Annotated in this window: 20 protein-coding genes; 6 read left to right on the top strand and 14 right to left on the bottom strand. The window is 34.3% G+C overall.

What is annotated here, in order from left to right:
* Nucleotides 1-192: 192 nt before the first annotated feature.
* The 12 genes from ACKTSW_RS05240 to ACKTSW_RS05185 all read right to left on the bottom strand — a co-directional run bounded on the left by ACKTSW_RS05240 (nt 193) and on the right by ACKTSW_RS05185 (nt 13,230).
* Nucleotides 193-1,461, bottom strand: a complete 1,269-nt coding sequence (locus ACKTSW_RS05240; RefSeq protein ID WP_408024219.1) for a retropepsin-like aspartic protease — start codon at nt 1,459-1,461, stop codon at nt 193-195.
* Between the two features lie 85 nt (nt 1,462-1,546).
* Entirely contained in the window at nt 1,547-2,629 is a 1,083-nt protein-coding gene (locus ACKTSW_RS05235) for a helix-turn-helix domain-containing protein (RefSeq protein WP_408024218.1), read from the bottom strand.
* 148 nt (nt 2,630-2,777) lie between these two features.
* On the bottom strand, nt 2,778-3,509 hold the full coding sequence (locus ACKTSW_RS05230; RefSeq protein WP_408024217.1) for a (S)-benzoin forming benzil reductase: 732 nt from the start codon (nt 3,507-3,509) through the stop codon (nt 2,778-2,780).
* Nucleotides 3,510-3,636: 127 nt separating this feature from the next.
* Nucleotides 3,637-4,911 carry an argininosuccinate lyase gene (gene argH / locus ACKTSW_RS05225; protein WP_408024216.1) on the bottom strand — a complete coding sequence of 425 codons (1,275 nt, stop codon included), beginning with the start codon at nt 4,909-4,911 and terminating at the stop codon, nt 3,637-3,639.
* Nucleotides 4,912-5,073: 162 nt separating this feature from the next.
* A complete protein-coding gene (locus ACKTSW_RS05220; RefSeq protein ID WP_408024215.1) occupies nt 5,074-6,135 on the bottom strand; it encodes a M20 family metallo-hydrolase in 1,062 nt (353 codons plus the stop codon).
* Nucleotides 6,132-6,908, bottom strand: coding sequence for an acetylglutamate kinase (gene argB, locus ACKTSW_RS05215; protein ID WP_408024214.1), 777 nt, complete (start codon nt 6,906-6,908; stop codon nt 6,132-6,134). Before argB ends, ACKTSW_RS05220 begins: the two co-directional genes overlap by 4 nt.
* A gap of 347 nt (nt 6,909-7,255) precedes the next feature.
* Complete coding sequence (locus tag ACKTSW_RS05210; protein ID WP_408024213.1) at nt 7,256-8,203, bottom strand: Rossmann-fold NAD(P)-binding domain-containing protein; 948 nt, start codon at nt 8,201-8,203, stop codon at nt 7,256-7,258.
* Nucleotides 8,200-9,327: an aspartate aminotransferase family protein gene (locus ACKTSW_RS05205; protein ID WP_408024212.1), complete on the bottom strand. Its 1,128-nt coding sequence runs from the start codon at nt 9,325-9,327 to the stop codon at nt 8,200-8,202. The genes ACKTSW_RS05210 and ACKTSW_RS05205 overlap by 4 nt, the downstream gene beginning before the upstream one ends.
* Nucleotides 9,327-10,124 (bottom strand): pyrroline-5-carboxylate reductase, encoded by a 798-nt coding sequence (gene proC / locus ACKTSW_RS05200; RefSeq protein ID WP_408024211.1) that lies wholly within the window; start codon nt 10,122-10,124, stop codon nt 9,327-9,329. The genes ACKTSW_RS05205 and proC overlap by 1 nt, the downstream gene beginning before the upstream one ends.
* Nucleotides 10,125-10,219: 95 nt before the next feature.
* Complete coding sequence (argC, locus tag ACKTSW_RS05195) at nt 10,220-11,197, bottom strand: N-acetyl-gamma-glutamyl-phosphate reductase (protein ID WP_408024275.1); 978 nt, start codon at nt 11,195-11,197, stop codon at nt 10,220-10,222.
* A gap of 246 nt (nt 11,198-11,443) precedes the next feature.
* On the bottom strand, nt 11,444-12,622 hold the full coding sequence (locus ACKTSW_RS05190; protein ID WP_408024210.1) for an argininosuccinate synthase: 1,179 nt from the start codon (nt 12,620-12,622) through the stop codon (nt 11,444-11,446).
* Nucleotides 12,619-13,230, bottom strand: a complete 612-nt coding sequence (locus tag ACKTSW_RS05185; RefSeq protein ID WP_408024209.1) for a GNAT family N-acetyltransferase — start codon at nt 13,228-13,230, stop codon at nt 12,619-12,621. The genes ACKTSW_RS05190 and ACKTSW_RS05185 overlap by 4 nt, the downstream gene beginning before the upstream one ends.
* Nucleotides 13,231-14,126: 896 nt before the next feature.
* Between ACKTSW_RS05185 and ACKTSW_RS05180 the strand changes: the two genes are divergently transcribed.
* From ACKTSW_RS05180 to ilvA, 6 genes are read left to right on the top strand one after another with little or no spacing between them, the layout of a single operon-like run.
* Nucleotides 14,127-15,014: a branched-chain amino acid transaminase gene (locus tag ACKTSW_RS05180; protein WP_408024208.1), complete on the top strand. Its 888-nt coding sequence runs from the start codon at nt 14,127-14,129 to the stop codon at nt 15,012-15,014.
* Nucleotide 15,015: 1 nt separating this feature from the next.
* The gene (ilvD, locus tag ACKTSW_RS05175) at nt 15,016-16,692 is read left to right on the top strand and encodes a dihydroxy-acid dehydratase (RefSeq protein WP_408024207.1); all 1,677 of its coding nucleotides are present in this window, start codon (nt 15,016-15,018) and stop codon (nt 16,690-16,692) included.
* A 10-nt stretch (nt 16,693-16,702) separates the two neighbouring features.
* Nucleotides 16,703-18,436, top strand: a complete 1,734-nt coding sequence (gene ilvB / locus ACKTSW_RS05170; RefSeq protein WP_408024206.1) for a biosynthetic-type acetolactate synthase large subunit — start codon at nt 16,703-16,705, stop codon at nt 18,434-18,436.
* A gap of 6 nt (nt 18,437-18,442) precedes the next feature.
* Nucleotides 18,443-18,970, top strand: coding sequence for an acetolactate synthase small subunit (gene ilvN / locus ACKTSW_RS05165; RefSeq protein ID WP_408024205.1), 528 nt, complete (start codon nt 18,443-18,445; stop codon nt 18,968-18,970).
* Nucleotides 18,971-18,989: 19 nt separating this feature from the next.
* The gene (ilvC, locus tag ACKTSW_RS05160) at nt 18,990-20,492 is read left to right on the top strand and encodes a ketol-acid reductoisomerase (protein WP_408024204.1); all 1,503 of its coding nucleotides are present in this window, start codon (nt 18,990-18,992) and stop codon (nt 20,490-20,492) included.
* Nucleotides 20,493-20,496: 4 nt separating this feature from the next.
* Nucleotides 20,497-21,762, top strand: coding sequence for a threonine ammonia-lyase IlvA (ilvA, locus tag ACKTSW_RS05155; protein WP_408024203.1), 1,266 nt, complete (start codon nt 20,497-20,499; stop codon nt 21,760-21,762).
* Nucleotides 21,763-21,884: 122 nt separating this feature from the next.
* Here the strand turns inward: ilvA and ACKTSW_RS05150 are convergent, their stop codons facing one another.
* Nucleotides 21,885-22,250 (bottom strand): YchJ family protein, encoded by a 366-nt coding sequence (locus tag ACKTSW_RS05150; RefSeq protein WP_408024202.1) that lies wholly within the window; start codon nt 22,248-22,250, stop codon nt 21,885-21,887.
* Between the two features lie 12 nt (nt 22,251-22,262).
* Nucleotides 22,263-22,622, bottom strand: coding sequence for a hypothetical protein (locus ACKTSW_RS05145; protein WP_408024201.1), 360 nt, complete (start codon nt 22,620-22,622; stop codon nt 22,263-22,265).
* Nucleotides 22,623-22,732: the final 110 nt, after the last annotated feature.

Genomic DNA, 22,732 nt, shown 5'->3' with positions numbered 1-22,732 from the left:
ATAACCGTCAGTTACGAGTTAAATTAGCGTTTTTTTTCGGTTTAACATTGTCACTAGCAATTCCAAGAGAATTTGGACATAGCCAAATCTTCTGTGTAATTGCGGTTATACATTGTAGGCAAATGTTGATATTTTACAGGCTCAACAAATTTTTATTGTGTTTGGTTATAACTACTTTAGAGTTTCATTACATCAATTAATAATGTATAGCTCATTATCTATATAATTAACTATTGTTTTTCTATGTGCTAAAAATTGGCTTCCAATTAATCCGTCTATCATAGTTGCCTCATGCTGTCCACCATATAGTTCGGCAAACATAAAATTCATTGTATAAGACTCTTTATTAAGAATAAAATTACTCATAGAGACTTTCAATACTTTACGTTGACTCGTACTTGCACCGTATAATTCTGTCATACCAATAATTTCATACTTACCCTCTAAATCATCTTTCCATCTAGGGTCAATCATATTGGTTTCGGCACCACTATCTAAACCGAATCTAAATTCTTTATCACCAATTTTAGCTTTGATTACAGGTAGATGGTGAGCCATTGTAAATGGAACTATTTGTTCAGGTTTTATATCATAGTGTTTTTTTATTAAATCCCTATCTGTCCATAATTTAAGTTGATTATTTTCATAATCAAAATCAATAATGAATTGTTTAAGAAGTGCATAACCTATTGTTCCGGCAAATGATTTTACCTTTAACCTTCTGCCAAGATCATCTAAATTTGTTGATATGCTCTCAACATTATTAAAGACAAGTCCATTCCATTCAAAGGATTCAATATTTACCTTATATGTATTGCTCATTTCACCTGATACATCCATCGGATTCTTTTTTGATTTAGAACGATTATAGGATTGAAATTTGGAGTTTAGCATCAGAGCCATTGGGGTACCACTATCCACAACTAAATTCCCCTTTTTTCCATTTATTGTAGCCTCAACAACAATTTGATTTTCAGATATATGGAAAGGCATTGATTTAAAAAGAGAGTTATAGGTGGTATTTTTATTTGCTTTTTTAGTCTTACTATTCGAGGAAGCACTATGTCCTTGCATAGAGATGGCTGCGATATCGGCACGTATAATTTTATAGTCATTATCTAAAATAATTGTCTTTTTAGTAGAGTTTTGGGCCGTTTTAATAGTTACATCAACAAGAACCTCATCCTCTTTTATAGAGGTCTTATCGATAACCAAGGATTCAATTTTAGGAAACTGTTGTATAACCTGTTTTAAAGTAGTGATAGATCTAGGTCGTGCCATGCCCTCATATTGATAATCTTCGCTTAAATAATTAGATATAGCGTCATAGTTTCTACTGTTAACGGCAAGTGTTAGATGCTCTAGGGTTTCATTTATTGTTTGCTTGCTGTTTGATTGTTTTGATTGACATGCCGAAATCGAAAATGTCAAAGTCATTAAAAGTAATAATAGATGTTTCATGATTTTTTATTTTTTACTCAAATGTATTTTAGTGAGCTAAAAGTATCGACTCATCCTATTGGATGAGACCAAAAATCATCTTTTTTTATGAGGAATGTTGCTTCATATATTCTGAAGGAGTACAATTTTCGATTTTTTTAAATGCCCTATTGAAAGTTGCCTTTGAATTAAACCCTGCTTCTAAAGCCATTCCTAGTAAGGAAAGATTTTTATATTCATTCGAATTTATCATATTTTTTACTTCATCAACTCTCTGCTTATTAATTAGCTCGTTAAAACTCAAGTTGGATTTAGCATTAATAACCTGCGATAACTTATGCGTAGTAACGCCCATTTGAGAGGACAGTTGATTGAGGTTAATATTCGGATCTAAATAAGGCTTTTTTGTCTTAAGATGTTGATTAAGGTTAGACCATATTAACTCGGCTTCGTCGTCAAGGATTTTAGATTTACTGTACTTAATTGCACCAATTTTAGGGATGTCGGTACTGAAAATATTTTGCTTAATACCAAAGTAACTTATGAAATAAACAAAACCTGTAAGTGAAATAAATATTAAAGAATTAAATCCAACTTGTAAGGTATGATTAATTAAATTAGGTACTAAGAGAGATAATACAGAAGATATCCAAATACCACCAACAAACAAAATCAACATTTTAATCCAGATACTTTTATCAGGATTTAGAGATCTGGCCTTTATAGAAACCCAATAACTCAATCCTATATAAATTGGGAGGGATAGAAGAAAGAAAATTCCGAATGGATTAAAGTCTTGGAAAAATCCAATGAATATATGATGTTGATCATTACTAGGTTTGCCGAAAAGGACTTGTGAATTAATTATTTGGAATATTATAAATGCAAAAAAGGGTATAAAGTGGACCGCATCAATCAGTGATAATCTTATTTTATAAAGGGACTTGGTTCTTACATATAAAAACAAAAATGGGCCTTGAAGAAAAGGAATAGCAGCATTTATAATAGCACCATATACATTAATTGTATTACTTGAATACATTAAATAATAGATGAGAGTATGTAAACCAATAACGAAAAGCCAAGTAGCTAAAAGGTAGTCAAAACTTTGCTTTAATTTCTTTGTGCTAATTATTAAGGTTAAAAAGAACCATGCTTGTATTGTGGTAATAATTAATATGGTTGTCATTTAGTGAATATATGATAAATATGAACGATTCTTTTTGGCGAGTTTTTGGAAATATTTGCCAACTCGTTTGAGAATATGAATCCGTTTTAATGATTTATATTCAACGTTACTGAAAGATAGTAGAATTTAGGTTAAGAATCAAGTTAAATTATTTTTCAAAATTCCGAATATCCACAATATCCCCATTTTGTAGTTTGTTTTGGGTGTCTATGGTAAAAATGGTTTCTGCAACGTACTCAGGAGTGTACAACTGGTTGCTTTCTTTTAAATCGATAAAGCGTTGTACATTTTTAAAATCTTTTTCATTGGTACTTCTAATATCAGTTTGCATATTGGTATCTACCACACCAGGGTAAATAGCATTGCATTTCACACCATTTTTAAGCTCGTTTTGTTCCGCAGCAATGGTTTTGGTCATCATGTCAATACCTGCTTTAGACGTACAGTAAATACTCCAACCTTCATACGGTTTTACGGCTGCACCTGAAGAAATACTAATAATCTGTTTTTTACAGGTCAGCGGTTGTGTGGCTTTGATAAACAAACTCGATAAAATCAGTGGAGTAGTGGCGTTGAGTTGCATACTTTGTGCAATATCTTCCGAAGGAATATTTTCTAGGTTTGCTATGGTACCAAGTCTACCGGCATTATTCACCAAGGTAATCGATGAAACCTCCAATTTCTGAATTTCATCTAATAACATTTTAAACGTGTTGTGTGTGGCTTTGGTATCTGATAAATCTACAGAAAGCTGTACTACATTTTCCAAGTCAACAATGCTTCTAGATAGTGAGTATACTCTGTAATTTTCTTGTGCGTATTTTTCGGCTAAGGCTCTACCAATTCCTTTACTTCCTCCGGTGATGATGATTATATCCATAGAGTAAAAGTAAGAAAATATAGGTAATACCAGTAGTTTCATTTAATGAGACTCCTCATTTCATTCGGAATGACGGTAAAAAAATGAATTGTTTACTACTCACTGATAACTGTCCATTGTTCCCTAATTACTGTATAAGCTTCTCACGTATTTTATCCAAACATAAATTATCAATACTACCCACATGCGTATGTTTTTTAGTAGTATCAGGTGTATACGTACCGTTGACAACTTCATTACCAATTTTTTGGTAAGCCTCTCTAAAACTCATACCTTTTTCTACTAAAGTATTAATATTATCTACCGTAAATAAGTATTTATATTTTTCATCTTTTAGGTTAATATCCTTCACAATAACTTGCTGAATAGCATAATCAAAAATATCTAGCACATCTTTTAGCTCTTCAAAAGCATTGATGATATTTTCTTTTAATAACTGATAATCTCTATGATACCCGCTTGGTAAATTATTAGTAATTAATAAGGTTTCAGTGTACAACGCTTGAATCTTATTACATTTTCCTCTAATGAGTTCAAAAACATCAGGATTCTTTTTATGAGGCATAATGCTACTACCTGTGGTTAACTCATCAGGAAAAGAAATAAAGTCAAAATTCTGACTCATATACAGGCAAATGTCCATCGCAAAACGAGCTAAGGTATTACTCACACTTCCTAATGCCATCGTAAGGGTTCGTTCACTTTTCCCTCTGCTCATTTGTGCAGCTACCACATTGTACTTTAAAGTGGAAAAACCTAACTCTTTGGTAGTAAGCTCTCTATCAATAGGGAATGAGCTACCATATCCAGCCGCAGAACCTAACGGATTTTGATTTACCGTTTTTAGGGCTGCGTTTACTAGGTGTAAATCGTCAATTAACAATTCGGCATAAGCAGCAAACCACAACCCGAATGAAGAAGGCATGGCTACCTGTAAGTGGGTGTACCCTGGTAATAATTTGGTTTTGTGTTGTTCTGCTAACTGTAATAATGTATTAAATAGCGTTTTTGTCTTATCTGAAATCAACTGTAAACTATCTTTATAATACAATTGTAACGCTACTAAAACCTGATCGTTTCTTGAACGTGCGGTATGAATTTTCTTACCAACATCACCGCACATTTTAGTCAATTCGAATTCAATTTTAGAATGTACATCTTCAAATTGAGTATCAATTACAAAAGTACCGTCTGCAACTTGTTGTTGTAGCGTAGCAATTCCAGTAGTTACTTGTGCTAATTCTTCCGTAGTTATAATACCGATGGAAGCTAGCATTTTTGCATGTGCTAACGAGGCTTGCAAATCATACGGTGCGATGTGTATGTCTATTTCTCTGTCGTTTCCAACGGTGAAATGTTCTATTTTTTTATCGATAGATAATCCTTTGTCCCAAAGTTTCATTTTTTTATATTTTATTATGTCACCTCGAACGTATGTGAGAGGTCTTAAAGTTATTAGGAACTCATTTTTTTGAGATTCCTCCTCGTACCTCGTTCGGAATGACGGTTATTTTAGAATAAAGACTTTAGAGAGTCTTTATTCTTGCATTTTTCTCAATTCTTGTTATAATACTTTATTCAATAATTTTATATACAACTTAATTCCTTCCTCAATTTCTTGAAGATAAATAAATTCATCAGCGGTGTGTGAACGTGTGCTGTCTCCAGGGCCTAATTTTAACGATGGACAGCTCAATACTGCTTGGTCAGATAGGGTAGGAGAACCATAGGTTTTTCTTCCTAAAGTAATACCTGCTTGTACCAAAGGATGTTCTTTTAGTATTGATGATGAGTTCAAATTCAAGCTGCGTGGTTGAATTTTACAAGGTGCGTGTTCTTGTAAAAAGGCACTGATTTCCTGATTGGTATATTGGTCGTTTACACGAACATCTACCACTAATTTTACTTCGGAAGGAACAGCATTGTGTTGTTTCCCAGCATTGATTTGTGTTACCGTGAGTTTTACGTCTCCTAAAGTTTCTGATGTTTTTTCAAATTCAACATCTTTAAACCACTGCAATACTTCAATAGTGTTATAAATAGCATTGTCGTGATTCGGATGTGCTGCATGACTCGGTGTACCTGCAACCTCAGCATCAAAAACGACCAACCCTTTTTCAGCAATAGCTAAATTCATTAAAGTAGGCTCTCCTACAATAGCTACATCAATGTTTGGTAAAGTTTTTAGTAATCCGTTTAAACCGTTAGAACCACTGCTTTCTTCTTCAGCAGTTCCTGCAAAAACAAGGTTATAAGTCAAGTTTTCTTTCTGGTAGAAATGGGTGTAGGTCGCCAACAACGAAACTAAACATCCACCAGCATCGTTACTTCCTAATCCGTAGAGTTTACCATCTTCTACAATCGCTTTAAAAGGGTCTTTGGTATAGCCGTTATTAGGTTTTACCGTGTCGTGGTGTGAGTTGAGTAACAGCGTAGGTTTGTTATCATCAAAATGTTTGTTTTTTGACCATACATTGTTTTGGGTTCTGGTATACGGAATGTTGTACTCTTGAAACCAGTTTTCTAATAGTTGCGCGGTTTGCTCTTCTTCCGAAGAAAAAGAAGGTATTTCTATCAGGTTTTTTAATAAGTTAATGGCTTTTATAGTAAGTTCTTGTATTGTCATAATGTTAATAAGGTGTGTTTAATAGTTGGATTGAATACCATAGCTGTATTGCCTATGTGTACTTTTTGAACGTTGTTTTTTAGAGCATGAAAGCAATTGTCTAACTTTGGAAGCATTCCTTCAAAAATGACTCCGTCGGTTTTTAGCTGAGTATAGGTTTCTAACTTGATTTGTTCGATAACAGAAGTATCATCGGTAATATCACTTAATACCCCTGGTTTTTCGAAACAGTAATACAGTTCAGTGTTAAAGTTAGCAGATAATCCTATGGCAATTTCAGCAGCAATAGTATCGGCATTGGTATTAAGCAATTGTCCGTTTGTATCATGTGTAATAGCACAAAATACTGGAGTTACTTCGTTATTAATTAATACCGTTACTACTTGAGGGTTTACTTTTACCACATCTCCAGCAAATCCATAATCAATAGGTTCAGCAGGACGTTTGGTTGATACAATTGTGTTACCGTCAGCACCTGTAAATCCCACAGCATTGGCATTATTTGCTTGTAATTGCGCAACAATTTGCTTATTTATTTTACCTGCATATACCATAGTAATCAAGTCTAATGTTTGTGCATCGGTAACACGTCTCCCATCTATCATAGTTACGGGAATGTTGAGTTGCTTAGCCAATTCAGAAGCTAGTTTTCCGCCACCATGAACTAACACTTTCGGGTCTTTTAACTGAGCGAAATTAGCTAAGAAACTATGTAAGGCTTTTTCATTATTAATGATGTTCCCGCCTATTTTAACAATCTTTATGGTTTTCATTTTTTAGTTTTTAGTAATCGGTATTTACAAAGAGATTCCCACGCTTGAGCTTGTCTTGAGCGACAGTCGAAAGGCTCGCAATGATGTCATAACGAGGAAGTCATTGAGCAAAGTCGAAATGAACGACGTGGTTATCTTATTAAGGTTACCTTTTACCATCTCTTCAATTATTGTTATTTATATTAATAATCTGTTCATTTTTTCTTGATAAAAAATGAACCAAAAAATCAAGTCAGTAAAGAGGAAATTGCTACGCATCACTCATTTTCAAAGCTTCGTGCTTAAAGCTACGCTTTGCACTTCCGCTTTTTCATTCGTTATTTCTTTTTACAGACAGTTTTCATTAGTTAATTACTCCTGTTCATTGTTTTCAATATTTCCTTTAATACGATCTGTGCAGCAAAGGTTCTGTTGTTGGCTTGTTCAATCACAATAGAATTTTCACCATCTAAAACAGCGTCTTCTGCTACTACATTTCTTCTGATAGGTAAGCAGTGCATGAATTTAGCATTGCCTAGTTTTTCTTTGGTAATCACCCAGTTGGGGTCTTCATTTAGTATGTTGCCATACTCATTAAAAGAACTCCAGTTTTTGGCATAGATAAAGTCGGCATTCTCAAAAGCTTTCTCTTGATTGTACTCTATAGGAAACTCTTTTGTAATTTCAGAGTTTAACTCATACCCTTCGGGATGCGTTATAACAAATTCTACATCCATGTTGTGCATGAGGTGTACAAAAGCATTGGCAACCGAATGTGGTAACGCTTTGGGGTGTGGAGCCCAAGACAATACTACTTTAGGTTTGTCAACTTTTTTAGTTTCTGTAATAGTAATCGCATCTGCCAAAGCTTGTAACGGATGGTCAGTAGCACTTTCCATATTGATAACAGGTACAGTAGCATATTTTACAAAACTGTTGAGTACAATTTCAGAACTGTCCTTTTCCTTGTCCTTCAAGGTAGGAAAAGCTCTTACCGCAATGATATCAGCATACTGAGAAATTACCATGGCAGCCTCTTTAATATGTTCTGAGGTACTTAAATTCATTACAGTACCGTCTTCAAATTCCATATTCCAAGCGTTGGTAATGTTTAACACACTTACTTCCATACCTAAGTTTTTAGCCGCTTTTTCGGTACTTAACCTAGTACGTAAACTAGCATTGAAAAAAAGCATAACTAAGGTTTTGTGTTTTCCCAAATCAGTAAACTGATAAGGGTTCTTTTTTAAATGAATTGCCTTTTGAATAGTTTCTGAAAGGTTTTCAATGTCGTTTAGGCTGGTGTATTTCTTCATGACAGTTCCTTTTTTAAAGCCTCAAAAAACACATCGATGTGCTGTTTTTGAATAGTTAATGGAGGAAGAATTCTTAATAAATTTGGATTCTTGGCGCTTCCAGTGAAAATGTGATGTTTGAATATTAGGTTTTTTCTTAGGTCAGCAATAGGAAAATCGAATTCCAAACCTAACATTAAGCCTCTTCCTTTTACAGTTGTTATCTGTAGAATAGCAGCTGCTTGCTCCATAAAATATTCAGTAATTTGCAATGCATTTTCCATCAATTGTTCTTTTTGGATGGTTTTAAGAACAGCTAAGGAAGCGGCACAAGCTAAGTGATTACCACCAAAGGTAGTTCCTAACAAACCATAAGAAGCTTGAATACTAGGATGAATTAAAATTCCGCCCACAGGAAATCCGTTCCCCATTCCTTTTGCCATAGAAATGATATGCGGAGTAATGCCGTGTTTTTGAAAGGCAAAGAAATCACCCGTTCTACCAAAACCACACTGAATTTCATCTACAATAAGTATGGTGTTGTATTGGTTGCATAGTTTTTCTAACCCTTGGTAAAAATTTGTTGAAGCTTCGTCTAACCCTCCAATACCTTGAATGACCTCAATAATAATAGCGCAAACATCGTTGCCTTGTAAAGCTTTTTCAACGCCTGCTAAATCTTCAAATTCTAAAAAGATAACCTCTTGTTGTGCATTGATAGGCGCTACAATCTTAGGATTATCGGTTGCAGCTACCGCCGCAGAAGTACGTCCGTGAAAAGCATTCTTAAAAGCGACTATCTTTTTCTTATCAGTATGAAAAGACGCTAATTTTAATGCATTTTCATTAGCTTCGGCTCCAGAATTGCACAAGAATAACTGATAGTCTTTACAACCCGATAATTCTTCTAATTGGTCAGCTAATTCAACTTGTAACGGATTTTGGATAGCGTTGCTATAAAAGCCTAGTTTGCTTACTTGCTCACTAATATTTTTAACATAAGTTGGGTGTGAGTGCCCAATAGATATTACAGCATGTCCGCCATATAAATCCAAATATTTAGTTCCTTTATCGTCATATACATATACGTCGTTGGCAGTTACTGGGGTTATATCATATAAAGGATATACATTAAATAAACTCATTAGTTTTCTTTTTTTATGGTGTTAATTTTGTTGAATGAGGCAACCATTCCTTGTATTAAAGCGGCACTTAAACCTTTGTGTTCCATTTCATTCAAACCTTCAATGGTACAGCCTTTTGGAGTGGTTACTTTGTCTATTTCTTCTTCAGGGTGATTTCCTGTAGCGATTAACAGGCTGGCAGCACCTTCACTAGTATGCATCGCAAGTTCTTGTGCCTCTTTGGCGTCAAAACCTAATTGAATGGCTGCCTGTGTGGTAGCTCGTATCAAACGCATCCAAAAAGCAATACCGCTGGCACACACTACGGTGGCTGCTTGCATTTGACTTTCAGGAATAATCATTGAAGTTCCTAGTTGATTGAAAATAGTTGAAGCTATTTCCAAATCTTCCTTCTTTTGAGTATTACCACTAAGACAGGTCATCGATTTTCCAACGGCAATAGCAGTATTAGGCATGGCTCTAATAATGGAAGTATCTGAACCAATAAGGTTTTCCATTTTTTGAATAGAAAAACCAGTAACAGTAGAAATTACTATATGATTATTAGATAATAATGGAGCAGTTTCTTTTAAAACTTCTTCAAAATGTGCAGGTTGTACGGCAAAGATTAACACATTAGATTGTGCGATTACTTCTTTATTATTTGAACTAATAAAAATGTTTGGTAAATCTTTAAATTCATTTAATTCATCAATATTTCTCTTGGTTAAGAAGAGTTGAGAAAAGGAATTATTTTGTATCAATCCTTTAGCAATCGATTTTCCTAAGTTACCTGTTCCTATAATTGCTATTTTCATTTGAGAAAGTTTAGTTTAGATTATATATTTTGTATTATTCACTTCTTGTTGTATTAAGACAATTCATCTTGGTTTACCTAATCCCTCTGTGAGGGTTAAAAATAGTTGGCTTTTAGTTGTAATCCTGTGTCTTCTTGAAAGCCAAACATCAGGTTCATGTTTTGGACTGCTTGCCCAGAAGCCCCTTTTAATAGATTATCAATAATGCTTGTTATTAAAAGTTTATCTTCGTGTTTATGCAAATGAATTAAACACTTATTGGTGTTTACTACCTGTTTTAAGTGTAGTTCATTATTAGCTACGTGTGTAAAAATAGCACCTTTATAGTAGTCTGAATACAGTTGTTGTGCTTCTTCTAAACTTCCTTCAAAATCTGTGTATAACGTTGCATAAATACCTCTTGAAAAATCTCCTCTGTTAGGAAGAAACAATACCTCTGATTCAAAATTTGACTGAAGTGTATGTATAGTTTGATTGATTTCTCCTAAATGCTGATGTGTAAAAGGTTTGTAGTACGAAAAGTTATTATCTCTCCATGTAAAATGAGTAGTTGCTGATAGTGAAGTTCCCGCACCAGTAGCGCCAGTAACCGCATTGACATGTACATCATTTTGTAACAAATCAGTATTAGCTAGTGGTAGTAACCCTAGTTGAATAGCCGTAGCAAAACAACCTGGATTTGCTATATATGAAGCTCCTTGTATTGCTGTTTTTTGAAGTTCAGGTAAACCATACACAAACTCTTTTCCTTGAAAATTACTATCTGCTTTTAGTCTGAAATCATTTCCTAAATCAATAATCTTTGTGTGATTAGAAAAGGTATGCACTTCTAAAAATTGTTTAGAATTTCCATGCCCTAGGCATAAGAATAATACATCTACAGCCGCGTTGATTTTATTGGTGAATAATAAATTGGTACTCCCTACCAAATCCTGATGGACATTCGCTATTTTATTCCCAGCATTAGAAGTGCTGTACACAAAATTGATTGCAGCTTTTGGATGTTGTAATAAAAGCCTGATTAATTCCCCAGCAGTATATCCTGCACCTCCTATAATTCCTACTTGTATCATATTGTTTGTATTGTTATCAGTTATTTTTTTAGAGCTCATCACGTCGTTATCACTCCTCATAATGATGTTTTTATTCTGATTGTCACCTCGAACGAATGTGAGAGGTCTCATACTGGTTTTTACTCACTGTAATAAGATTCCTCCTCGTACCTCGTTCGGAATGACGTTTTGTTATTATTGCGTTTTCGAGACTTTGGGAGTGGCAATCTGTTTCTTGTTCATTAATAATTGCTCACTGATAACTATTTATTGATTAACCTGTTGATATATTTTGTTCTGATTTCCTAAGAGTTTAATGAAACCTTTAGCTTCGTTGGCAGTCCAACCCTTATTAAGCTCTCCATAACTTCCAAATTTGGCATTCATTAAATCGTGTAGAGAATCAATTCCATCTAGTGTAAAATGATAGGGTTTTAGGGTAACAAAAACATCACCCGTAACTTTTGACTGACTACTCTCTAAAAAAGCTTCCATGTCTCTCATCACAGGGTCTAAATACTGACCCTCATGTAAGTGCATCCCGTAAAAACTAGCCAAATATTCTTTGTGCTGCAATTGCCATTTAGTTAAGGTGTGCTTTTCTAACAAGTGATGTGTTTTGATAATAATTAAAGCTGCAGCGGCTTCAAAACCAACTCTACCTTTAATTCCAACAATAGTATCACCCACATGAATGTCTCTACCAATTCCGAATTTAGACGCTAGGGTATTTAATTGCTCAATGTTTTGCACGGGAGTTTTTTCATCATCATTGATGGCTACTAGTTCTCCTTTTACAAATGAAAGTTTTACTTGTTCAGGCACTGTTTTAGTTACTTGAGAAGGATAGGCATGTTCAGGTAATGGTTGTTCAGAAGTCAAGGTTTCTTCACCACCCACACTAGTTCCCCATAAACCTTTGTTTACAGAATATTTAGCTTTTTCCCAAGACAAATCAATGTTGTTGCTTTTTAAGTACTCAATTTCCTCCTGTCTTGAAAGCTGTAAATCTCTAATAGGCGTGATGATTTCAATTTCAGGAGCAATGGTTTGAAAAATCATATCAAACCTCACCTGATCGTTTCCTGCACCTGTACTACCATGAGCTATACAGTCAGCACCTATACTTTTGGCATAGTTAACAATTTCGATAGCTTGTACAATTCTTTCAGCACTTACAGAAAGTGGATACGTGTTGTTTTTTAACACGTTACCAAAAATTAAATATTTAATTACTTTGCTATAATAATCAGTTACTGCATTAATGTTTTTATAGGTAGCCACACCCATCGTGTAGGCATTTTCTTCAATTTTTTTAATTTCTTCGGAAGAAAACCCGCCAGTATTCACACTAACAGCGTGAACTTCATATCCTTGTTTTGATAAGCTTACCGCACAGTACGAAGTATCTAATCCGCCACTATAAGCAATTACTAATTTTTTCATTTTTTGTCTTTTTTTAGAAAGATGGTTTCCTTAATTCTTTTTAGTCTTTGAAAGACTTTCTCTTTTACTTTTATGTTCTGAGTTTTTTTGTTAGAATCGTATAACATACCAGTACACAAACACATTTTTTGTTGTGTACGTTGTAAAACATCATAGTTTTTGCAGGTCTTACATCCATTCCAAAAAGATTGATCTTCAGTAAGCTCAGAAAAGGTTACAGGTTTATAACCCAATTCACTATTGAGTTTCATAACCGCCAAACCAGTAGTAATACTAAATATTTTAGCATTAGGAAATTTAGCTCTAGAATGTTCAAAAACTACTTTCTTAATTTGTTTGGCTAAACCAATACCTCTATAATTTGGGTGAACAATCAATCCAGAGTTGGCTACAAATTTGCCATGACTCCAAGCCTCGATATAGCAAAAGCCTGCAAATTGATTACCATCTAAAGCGATAACTGCGTTACCATTTTCTAGTTTTGTAATGATGTATTCTGGTTTTCTTTTGGCAATTCCTGTGCCTCTAACCAGGGCAGCTTCGTCAATAGTTTGACAAATAATTTCAGCATACTTACTATGCGATTGATCAGCAATAACAACTCTCATTGAAATTGATTTTAGATAAACATTTTGTTAAAAATCCGGTGGTTTGAAAAGAAGAACCGGACGCACCTAGGTTCCCAAAAGAAGTAATACCCTTACGGGCGACGTCGGGTAAAAATAGGTCGTACAATAACTGTGTTATTTAAAACAATAACTAAAGTTAGTAACGGTATAAAAATGTAAATGATAAAAATCAAAAGGTAAAAAATAAAATGATACAATACTCAGTTTAGGGTAAAAGCGAAGACTAGCGTCGGTTGAAAGACCGCACTAAAAAACTGGGTATGTTATTGTATATTTTATTTGTTTGCATAATGGGCAAATCTATAAAATAATTTTTGATAATTACTATTTAAAAATAAAAAACTTTATAAGTTATAGTAAAACAAGAGGTTAAGAGATGCTTTTTTTATATAAAAAATAAAAAAGTCAAAAAAATATTAGGATAACTAAAAAAAAAATCAAACATTTGTCACATCAAATGAAAAAACAAATTTTAAATATCATTTCTATTATTGTCATTGTGATTATTTCACAAGGATAGGGAAGCGATATTTAATAGTTTAAAAATATAAATTATAAAAAGGCTTCCTAAATTTAGGAAGCCTTTTTTAGTTTCAAGAAATATGAGTCAAATTTTTAACATCGTGGTAATTATTATTGTCATTATTAGCTCCCCACCGAGTTGATACAGATAGTTTTGCCTATAAGAAAGCCTGTATCTAACTCAAGATACAGGCTTTTTTTATGCCTGTGAATATCATAACATGTTTGTGTTAAGTATTTGATTTATATAGGTTTATATGTTTTTGTAGATAAATGAAAATCATTAAAACCTGAAAAGAGAAGAAAGTAAGTTAAAAGCGAAAAATAATTTTGAACAGTAAAAACAACTAGAAATGTACTATAACGAGGAAACAGTAATTTTTTATAACGGACAGTTTATCAAGGCAAAAGATGCTAGAGCTAATTTATATAGCCAAAGTTTGCACTACGGAAACGGGGTTTTCGAAGGAATAAGAGCTTATAATACAAACGAAGGTACCAGAGTTTTTAAGTCTTATGAACACTATAAAAGACTAAAATTTGGAGCAGAGGTAATGAATATTCAATTGAATTACTCAGAAGAAGAATTAACACAAATTACGTATGAATTATTGGAACGTAATGGATTGAAAGATGCATACATTCGTCCGTTAGTTACTACTGGAGCAAATATGAGTCTGTTAACTTCTAAAGAGACAAATCTAGTTATCCAATGCTGGGAATGGGGAAAATATATGGGAGATAAATTACTACGTGTAAAAACGTCTTCGTTCCAACGTCCGAATCCAAAATCATGTTTTGTAGAAGCCAAAGTAACAGGTCACTATACTAACTCAATACTATCAACTAATGAAGCAAAAAATAACGGTTATGACGAAGCATTGTTATTAGATATGAACGGTAATGTAGCTGAATGTTCTGGGGCAAATGTTTTTATGCAGAAAGATGGGAAGTTATACACACCACCAAGAGGTCATATTATGGCAGGAATTACCCGTGCTACAGTTATCGATTTATGTAAAGAAGAAGGAATATCTGTTGAAGAAAAGCATTTTACGTTAGAAGAATTAAAAAATGCAGACGCTTGCTTTTTTACAGGAACTGCAGCCGAAGTAGTTGGATTACAGTCGCTAGACGATTATCAATTTCCTCTAGCGTGGGAAAAATCACACGGACACAAACTAATGAAATTATATAAAGACGAAGTATTAGGCTTACGTCAAAAACGAAAAGCAAGCTAACATGGAACTAAACAAATTTAGTAAACAAGTAACGCAAGATGATACGCAACCGGCAGCACAAGCCATGTTGCACGCCATAGGATTGTCAAAATCAGATTTAGAAAAACCGTTGGTTGGAATTGCAAGTACAGGGTACGAAGGAAATCCGTGTAACATGCACCTAAACGATTTAGCAAAATTGGTAAAAGAAGGAACTGAAAAGGCAGATTTAGTAGGGTTGATATTTAATACCATAGGCGTTTCCGACGGAATTTCTATGGGAACACCGGGGATGCGCTATTCTTTACCTTCTCGTGATGTAATTGCCGACTCTATGGAAACGGTGGTACAAGCGATGTCATATGACGGTTTGGTAACTGTAGTGGGTTGTGATAAAAACATGCCGGGAGCATTAATGGCGATGTTGCGTTTAAACCGTCCTTCAGTTTTAGTATATGGAGGAACCATTGCCTCAGGATGTCATGAAGGAAAAAAGTTAGATGTGGTATCAGCTTTTGAAGCATGGGGAGAGAAAGTTGCCGGAACTATTACAAAAAAAGAATATCAAAGTGTCATAGAAAAAGCGTGTCCAGGAGCAGGAGCTTGTGGAGGAATGTACACCGCAAATACTATGGCGTCAGCCATAGAAGCCTTGGGAATGAGTTTGCCTTACAATTCATCTAACCCAGCAATTAGTAATGATAAAGAACAAGAATGTGTTAAGGCAGGGGAAGCACTTCGTGCTTTATTAGAAAAAGATATCAAACCTTCTGATATTGTAACAAAAAAGTCCTTAGAAAATGCAGTACGGTTGGTAACGGTTATGGGAGGTTCTACCAATGCAGTATTACACTTTTTAGCTATAGCAAAAGCAGCAGATGTGCAGTTTACTTTAGAAGACTTTCAACGTATTTCTGATGAAACCCCATTCTTAGCCGATTTAAAACCTAGTGGAAAATACTTAATGGAAGATGTACATAAAGTAGGAGGTACACCAGCAGTTTTAAAATATTTACTAGAAAAAGGATTGTTACATGGAGATTGTTTAACTGTAACAGGAAAAACATTGGAGGAAAATTTAGTAGCAGTTCCAAGTTTAACAGAAGGGCAGGAAGTAATTAAGCCGACAGAACAACCTATCAAAGCTACAGGACATCTACGAATGCTTTATGGGAATTTAGCAAAAGAAGGTTCCGTAGCAAAAATAACAGGAAAGGAAGGATTGTATTTTTCAGGAAAGGCAAAAGTTTTTGAAGGAGAATATGAGGCAAATGATGGAATACGAGATGGAAAGGTAGAAAAAGGAGACGTAGTGGTAATTCGCTATGAAGGTCCTAAAGGAGGACCTGGAATGCCAGAAATGCTAAAACCAACAGCTGCTATTATGGGAGCAGGACTAGGTAAAGAGGTTGCTTTAATTACGGATGGTCGTTTCTCAGGAGGAACTCACGGTTTTGTGGTAGGTCACATTACACCTGAAGCACAAGAAGGTGGGGTAATCGCTTTGGTAAAAGACGGAGATACCATAACCATTAATGCTGAAACTAATACGATTCATGTTGATGTTTCAGAAGGAGAATTAACAAAGAGAAAACAAGAATGGATTGCTCCACCTTTAAAAGTAAAAAGAGGAGTACTATATAAATATGCAAGAACAGTAGCATCAGCATCTAATGGATGTGTAACCGACGAATTTTAACACTTGTACTATGGAAACAAAAACGAAACAACAAACAGAATTAGAGAAAAAACAGAAAGTAACCATTACAGGAGCAGAAGCTGTAGTAAAATGTTTATTAGCAGAAGGAGTCGATTTATTGTATGGGTATCCAGGAGGTGCTATTATGCCTGTATATGATGAGTTGTATAAATATCAAGATAAATTGAATCATGTATTAACACGTCACGAACAAGGAGCTACACATGCGGCACAAGGATATGCTAGAGCTACAGGTAAAGTAGGAGTAGCGATAGCAACTTCAGGTCCAGGAGCAACCAACTTAATTACAGGTATTGCCGATGCACAGATAGATTCTACTCCAATGGTATGTATTACAGGACAAGTAGGAACACATTTATTGGGTTCTGATGCTTTTCAAGAAACAGATATTGTGGGAATTTCAACTCCAGTAACTAAGTGGAATTATCAGATAACCAAAGCAAGTGAAATACCAGAGGTGATGGCTAAAGCATTTTACATTGCTCGCTCAGGAAGACCAGGACCTGTGTTAGTTGATGTCACTAAAAATGCACAGTTTGAAGAGTTTGATTTTGAATATAAAAAATGTACCTCGGTACGAAGTTATCAACCTGTTCCAACGATGGATATACAAAGTGTGAAAGCAGCTGTAGAGCTAATTAATAACGCTGAAAAACCATTTGTTATTTGGGGGCAAGGTGTAATTCTAGGAGAGGCAGAAGAAGAGTTTAAAGCTGTTATAGAAAAAGCAGAAATTCCTTCAGCAAGTACTTTGTTAGGCTTGTCAGCTTTACCAACAAAACATCATTTGCATGTTGGTATGGTTGGAATGCACGGTAATTATAGTCCTAATAAATTAACGAATGAGTGCGATGTATTAATTGCTATTGGAATGCGTTTTGATGATCGTGTTACAGGTGATTTAAATCGTTATGCAAAACAAGCAAAAGTGATTCATTTTGAAATAGATCCTGCTGAAGTTGATAAAAATGTAAAAACAGCTGTAGCTGTGTTAGGAAATGTAAAAGAAACCTTGGCGGCGGCACTTCCTCTTTTAAAAGAAAAAAAACATAAAGAGTGGTTGCAAGAGTTTAGAGATTTAGATGCAGTAGAGTTTGATAAAGTCATTAAAAATGATTTGTTTCCAACAAGGGAAGGACTAACTATGGGAGAGGTTATCAAACAAATAAATGAAGCCTCGGAAGGAAAAGCGATTGTAGTTACCGATGTAGGGCAACATCAAATGATCGCAAGTCGTTATGCTGAATTTAATCAATCTAAAAGTAGTATTACTTCTGGCGGATTGGGTACTATGGGGTTTGCTTTACCTGCAGCAATTGGTGCTAAAATGGGAAAACCAGAACGAGAAGTAGTAGCAGTAATTGGTGATGGAGGTTACCAAATGACCATACAAGAACTTGGAACGATTTTACAAACCAAAGCAGCAGTTAAAATTGTGGTACTAAACAATGGGTTTTTAGGTATGGTACGCCAATGGCAACAGTTATTTTTTAACAAGCGATATGCTTCTACAGTAATGACGAATCCTGATTTTGTAGCAATTGCTAAAGGATATCATATGGCTGCTAATAGGGTTACAAAACGTGAAGAGTTAGCCAATACTGTACAAGAAATGATGCAAAGTAAAGAAGCATACTTCTTAGAGGTTTGTGTAGAAAAAGAAGATAATGTATTTCCAATGATTCCAACAGGAGCATCAGTATCAGAAGTTCGATTAAAATAAGAAAACATGAGTACAAAAAACACTTATACAATTTCAATATATACAGAAAATAATATTGGACTGCTGAACAGAATATCAGCAATATTTCAACGAAGACATATTAACATTGAGAGTATTAATAGTTCGTCATCAGAAATTAAAAGCGTATCAAGAATTACGCTTTTAGTAAAGATTACAGAAGAACAAATGAAAAAAATCATAGGTCAGATAGAAAAACAAGTAGAAGTAATTAAGGCTTTTTATCATACTGACGAAGAAACAGTATATCAGGAGTCATGCTTATTTAAACTAAGTACCAACTTATTAACTGATAATGATGAAATTCAAACGATTATCAATCAAAGCAAATCAAGAGTCATTAATGTAAATAAAAACTTCTTTGTTCTTGAAAAATCAGGAAGTAAAGAAGAAGTAGAAGAACTCTACCACATTTTAGATAAACACGGTATTAAGCAATTTGTTCGTTCAGGGAGAATTGCCATCACAAAAGAAGAAATGCCCGTATCAAAATTATTACAATTAATCACAGCATAAATAAACAACACAAATTAAAATGAAAAATTATTTCAACCAATTATCATTAAGAGAACAATTAGAACAATTAGGAAAATGTCGATTTATGAATGCTGATGAGTTTTTAGAAGGAGCAACAGCATTAGAAGGAAAAAAAGTAGTAATTGTAGGATGTGGGGCACAAGGATTGAATCAAGGACTAAACATGCGCGATTCTGGTTTAGATATTTCATACGCATTACGAGAAGCAGCCATAAAAGAACAACGTCAATCTTATAAAAACGCAACTGAAAACAATTTTGAAGTTGGAACTTACGAAGAGTTGATTCCAACTGCTGATTTGGTGTGTAATTTAACGCCAGACAAACAACATACCCAAGTAGTAAATGCAGTAATGCCATTAATGAAATCAGGAGCAACGTTATCATATTCTCACGGATTTAATATTGTTGAAGAGGGGATGCAAGTGCGTAAAGATTTAACCGTAATTATGGTAGCACCCAAATGCCCAGGAACAGAAGTTAGAGAAGAGTATAAACGTGGATTTGGAGTACCAACGTTAATCGCTGTACACCCTGAAAATGACCCAGAAAATAAAGGTTTAGCACAAGCAAAAGCCTATGCGTATGCAACAGGTGGTCATAGAGCAGGGGTATTAGAATCGTCATTTGTGGCTGAGGTAAAATCAGACTTAATGGGCGAACAAACCATTTTATGTGGAGTGTTACAAACAGGGTCAATTTTATCGTTTAATAAAATGGTTGAAGAAGGAGTCGAACCAGCATATGCATCTAAACTAATTCAATATGGATGGGAAACCATTACCGAGGCTTTAAAACATGGAGGTATTACCAATATGATGGATCGCTTATCGAATCCTGCAAAAATTAAAGCCTACCAACTTTCTGAAGAATTAAAAGAAGTATTGGCTCCGTTGTTTAGCAAACATATGGATGATATCATGTCGGGACATTTTTCAAAAACGATGATGCAAGATTGGGCAAACGACGATGTTAATTTATTAACATGGCGAGCGGCTACAGGAGAAACTAAGTTTGAAAAAACAGCAGCAACTTCCGAAGAAATTTCAGAACAAACCTATTTTGATAAAGGTACTTTGTTAGTGGCTTTTGTAAAAGCAGGAGTAGAGTTAGCATTCGAAACAATGGTGAAATCAGGAATTATTTCAGCGTCTGCTTACTACGAATCATTACATGAATTACCATTAATAGCAAATACAGTAGCACGCAAGAAACTGTTTGAAATGAATAGGATTATTTCTGATACGGCTGAATACGGATGCTATTTATTTGACCATGCAGCAAAACCCTTATTAACTGATTTTATGAAATCGGTAAATACAGATGTTATTGGAAAAAAGTACAGTACTTCTAATGAAGCAGATAATCTTGAATTAATTATAGTGAACAAAGCAATCCGAAATCACCCGATTGAAAAAGTAGGAGCAGAGTTACGTGAAGCAATGACAGCGATGAAAGCAATCAAAACAAGCGTGAATCAAGAAGAACCTGTTTTAGCGTAATATTATGGACGTTAAAAACAAAACTTATTTTCCTAAATTAGAAGACATACTGCAAGCTGCTGCGACTTTACAAGAAGTCGTAGCTGTTACTCCGCTGCAAGAAAATTTCAATCTATCACAACAGTTTCATGCAAATATATTTTTAAAAAGAGAAGATTTGCAACAAGTTCGTTCGTACAAAATTAGAGGAGCCTATAACAAAATTAGCTCTTTAACAGAAGAGGAGTTAGTAAATGGAATTGTGTGTGCTAGTGCAGGAAATCATGCACAAGGAGTAGCTTTAGCATGTAGAAAAAAAGAAATCTACGGAACCATTTATATGCCAGCACCAACACCCAAACAAAAAGTAGAACAAGTAAAAATGTTTGGTGGTGATTTTGTAAATATTCAATTGATAGGAGATACGTTTGACGATGCTTATAAAGCAGCTAAACTCTTATCGGATAGTTTGAAAAAAACATTTGTACATCCATTTGATGACGAAAAAATTATTGAAGGGCAAGCTACAGTAGGCTTGGAGGTTTTAGAACAAGCACAACAACCTATCGATTATGTTTTTGTACCTGTAGGTGGTGGTGGATTGGCTTCTGGTTTATCAAGTGTTTTTAAATTGTTGTCTCCAAAAACAAAGATTATAGGAGTAGAGCCTGCGGGGGCACCATCAATGAAAAAATCCTTAGAAGAAAACAAAAACGTTATACTAGAAAACATAGATAAATTTGTTGATGGAGCGGCAGTACAGCAAGTAGGGGAGTTGACCTACAAAATTTGTAAAGAAAATTTATCAGACATGATTACAGTTCCTGAAGGGAAAGTATGTCAGACGATTTTAGAAATGTATAATAAAGAAGCTATTGTAGTAGAACCGGCAGGAGCATTAACCTTGAGTGCATTAGATTTTTATAAAGAAGAATTAAAAGGTAAAAATGTAGTATGTGTTATTAGCGGAAGTAATAACGATATAACCCGTACAGCAGAGATAAAAGAACGTGCGCTGTTATTTGGTGGACTTAAACATTACTTTATTGTTCGTTTTCCGCAACGAGCTGGAGCTTTAAAAGAGTTTGTAGCTGAGGTGTTAGGAGAAAATGATGATATTACTTTTTTTGAATATTCTAAAAAAACCAATAGAGAAAATGGACCAGCTGTTGTAGGAATAGAACTGGAGAAAAAAGAAGACTTACAACCGTTAATTCAAAGAATGAAAGAGCGTAACTTTTATGGAGAATACCTAAATGATAAGCCTAATTTATTTGAGTTTTTGGTGTAATATTAATGAGACTGTCTAGAACGTCATTTCGACCTAAGGGAGAAATCTTTTAAATATTTGTTTCTCATTTGTATGAGATTCTTCCTCATATTTTGTTCGGAATGATATTATTTTAGACAGTCTTATTTTTTATCAAGATATACCCAATGGTCATTTTCTTTACAAAAAGCAGAATTTTCGTGAATTATGTCTAAACTTCCATTTTCCATGAAAAAAGTCTTGAATTCCACCGTGGTTTCGGTAACGTTTAAAACTTCTAGTTTTAGCCAAATAACAGTTTTTGTCCAAGCTAAAATTTCTTTTTTCTCACGTTTAGAAGGTCTAGTACTACTATGATGACTTTTTTGTAGGTAGTCAATGTTAGCTAGCACAAAAGCACTATATCTTGAACGCATTAAAGCTTCAGCTGAGGTAACTGAATGAATGTTTTGATGTGCTTTTTGGCAACAATCTGTGTACTTTTTTTGAGGGTTGCAAGGACATTGCATAGGTAGTTTTTTTTAATTGATTAATTCTGGTTGTTCTTGTATTCTAAAACAACGTTCTTCTCCCAGAAATAATGGATTTCCATACTTTTCAGACCAAAATCCATCTAAAATATTTTTGGAAATACAAGTGTAAACAACCACTCCTTTATAGATAGTGTTATCATCGCTTGTATAGTTAAAATTAATAACAAGAATGTTGTTTTTAAAAAAGCCAACACCAAATTGTTCTTGTTCTTTGTTAATAAGCCATTTTGCAACAATTCTATTGTTTTCATCAAGTGTTAAAGAAAGCGTTCCTTTATAGGTGTTTTTACTTTCATCTTGATTACTACCAATAATATTGTATCTGCCTACTAAATCTTCTACCGTCATTTAATCTTTTAATTTAAAGCAAAAATACATTAAAAATTACGCTGAACTAAAGCGTTGGTTTTGTGTAGTTATATTTTGTATTTTTAAAGGAGATACATCAGTTTTAATTG

It is taken from the genome of Tenacibaculum sediminilitoris (assembly GCF_964513795.1).
In the GTDB taxonomy this organism is placed as follows: domain Bacteria; phylum Bacteroidota; class Bacteroidia; order Flavobacteriales; family Flavobacteriaceae; genus Polaribacter; species Polaribacter sediminilitoris.
This window is presented reverse-complemented; position numbering and strand designations above follow the sequence as displayed.

Excerpts from the sequence above, each read along its gene's own strand:
- argB (WP_408024214.1), bottom strand. The coding sequence starts at position 6,908 with ATGAAAACCATAAAGATTGTTAAAATAGGCGGGAACATCATTAATAAT.
- argH (WP_408024216.1), bottom strand. The coding sequence starts at position 4,911 with ATGAAACTTTGGGACAAAGGATTATCTATCGATAAAAAAATAGAACAT.
- argC (WP_408024275.1), bottom strand. The coding sequence starts at position 11,197 with ATGATACAAGTAGGAATTATAGGAGGTGCAGGATATACTGCTGGGGAA.
- ACKTSW_RS05220 (WP_408024215.1), bottom strand. The coding sequence starts at position 6,135 with ATGACAATACAAGAACTTACTATAAAAGCCATTAACTTATTAAAAAAC.
- ilvB (WP_408024206.1), top strand. The coding sequence starts at position 16,703 with ATGGAAACAAAAACGAAACAACAAACAGAATTAGAGAAAAAACAGAAA.
- ACKTSW_RS05190 (WP_408024210.1), bottom strand. The coding sequence starts at position 12,622 with ATGAAAAAATTAGTAATTGCTTATAGTGGCGGATTAGATACTTCGTAC.
- proC (WP_408024211.1), bottom strand. The coding sequence starts at position 10,124 with ATGAAAATAGCAATTATAGGAACAGGTAACTTAGGAAAATCGATTGCT.
- ilvN (WP_408024205.1), top strand. The coding sequence starts at position 18,443 with ATGAGTACAAAAAACACTTATACAATTTCAATATATACAGAAAATAAT.
- ACKTSW_RS05210 (WP_408024213.1), bottom strand. The coding sequence starts at position 8,203 with ATGAAGAAATACACCAGCCTAAACGACATTGAAAACCTTTCAGAAACT.
- ACKTSW_RS05205 (WP_408024212.1), bottom strand. The coding sequence starts at position 9,327 with ATGAGTTTATTTAATGTATATCCTTTATATGATATAACCCCAGTAACT.
- ACKTSW_RS05180 (WP_408024208.1), top strand. The coding sequence starts at position 14,127 with ATGTACTATAACGAGGAAACAGTAATTTTTTATAACGGACAGTTTATC.
- ACKTSW_RS05230 (WP_408024217.1), bottom strand. The coding sequence starts at position 3,509 with ATGGATATAATCATCATCACCGGAGGAAGTAAAGGAATTGGTAGAGCC.
- ACKTSW_RS05150 (WP_408024202.1), bottom strand. The coding sequence starts at position 22,250 with ATGCAATGTCCTTGCAACCCTCAAAAAAAGTACACAGATTGTTGCCAA.
- ACKTSW_RS05185 (WP_408024209.1), bottom strand. The coding sequence starts at position 13,230 with ATGAGAGTTGTTATTGCTGATCAATCGCATAGTAAGTATGCTGAAATT.
- ACKTSW_RS05145 (WP_408024201.1), bottom strand. The coding sequence starts at position 22,622 with ATGACGGTAGAAGATTTAGTAGGCAGATACAATATTATTGGTAGTAAT.
- ilvC (WP_408024204.1), top strand. The coding sequence starts at position 18,990 with ATGAAAAATTATTTCAACCAATTATCATTAAGAGAACAATTAGAACAA.
- ilvD (WP_408024207.1), top strand. The coding sequence starts at position 15,016 with ATGGAACTAAACAAATTTAGTAAACAAGTAACGCAAGATGATACGCAA.
- ACKTSW_RS05240 (WP_408024219.1), bottom strand. The coding sequence starts at position 1,461 with ATGAAACATCTATTATTACTTTTAATGACTTTGACATTTTCGATTTCG.
- ACKTSW_RS05235 (WP_408024218.1), bottom strand. The coding sequence starts at position 2,629 with ATGACAACCATATTAATTATTACCACAATACAAGCATGGTTCTTTTTA.
- ilvA (WP_408024203.1), top strand. The coding sequence starts at position 20,497 with ATGGACGTTAAAAACAAAACTTATTTTCCTAAATTAGAAGACATACTG.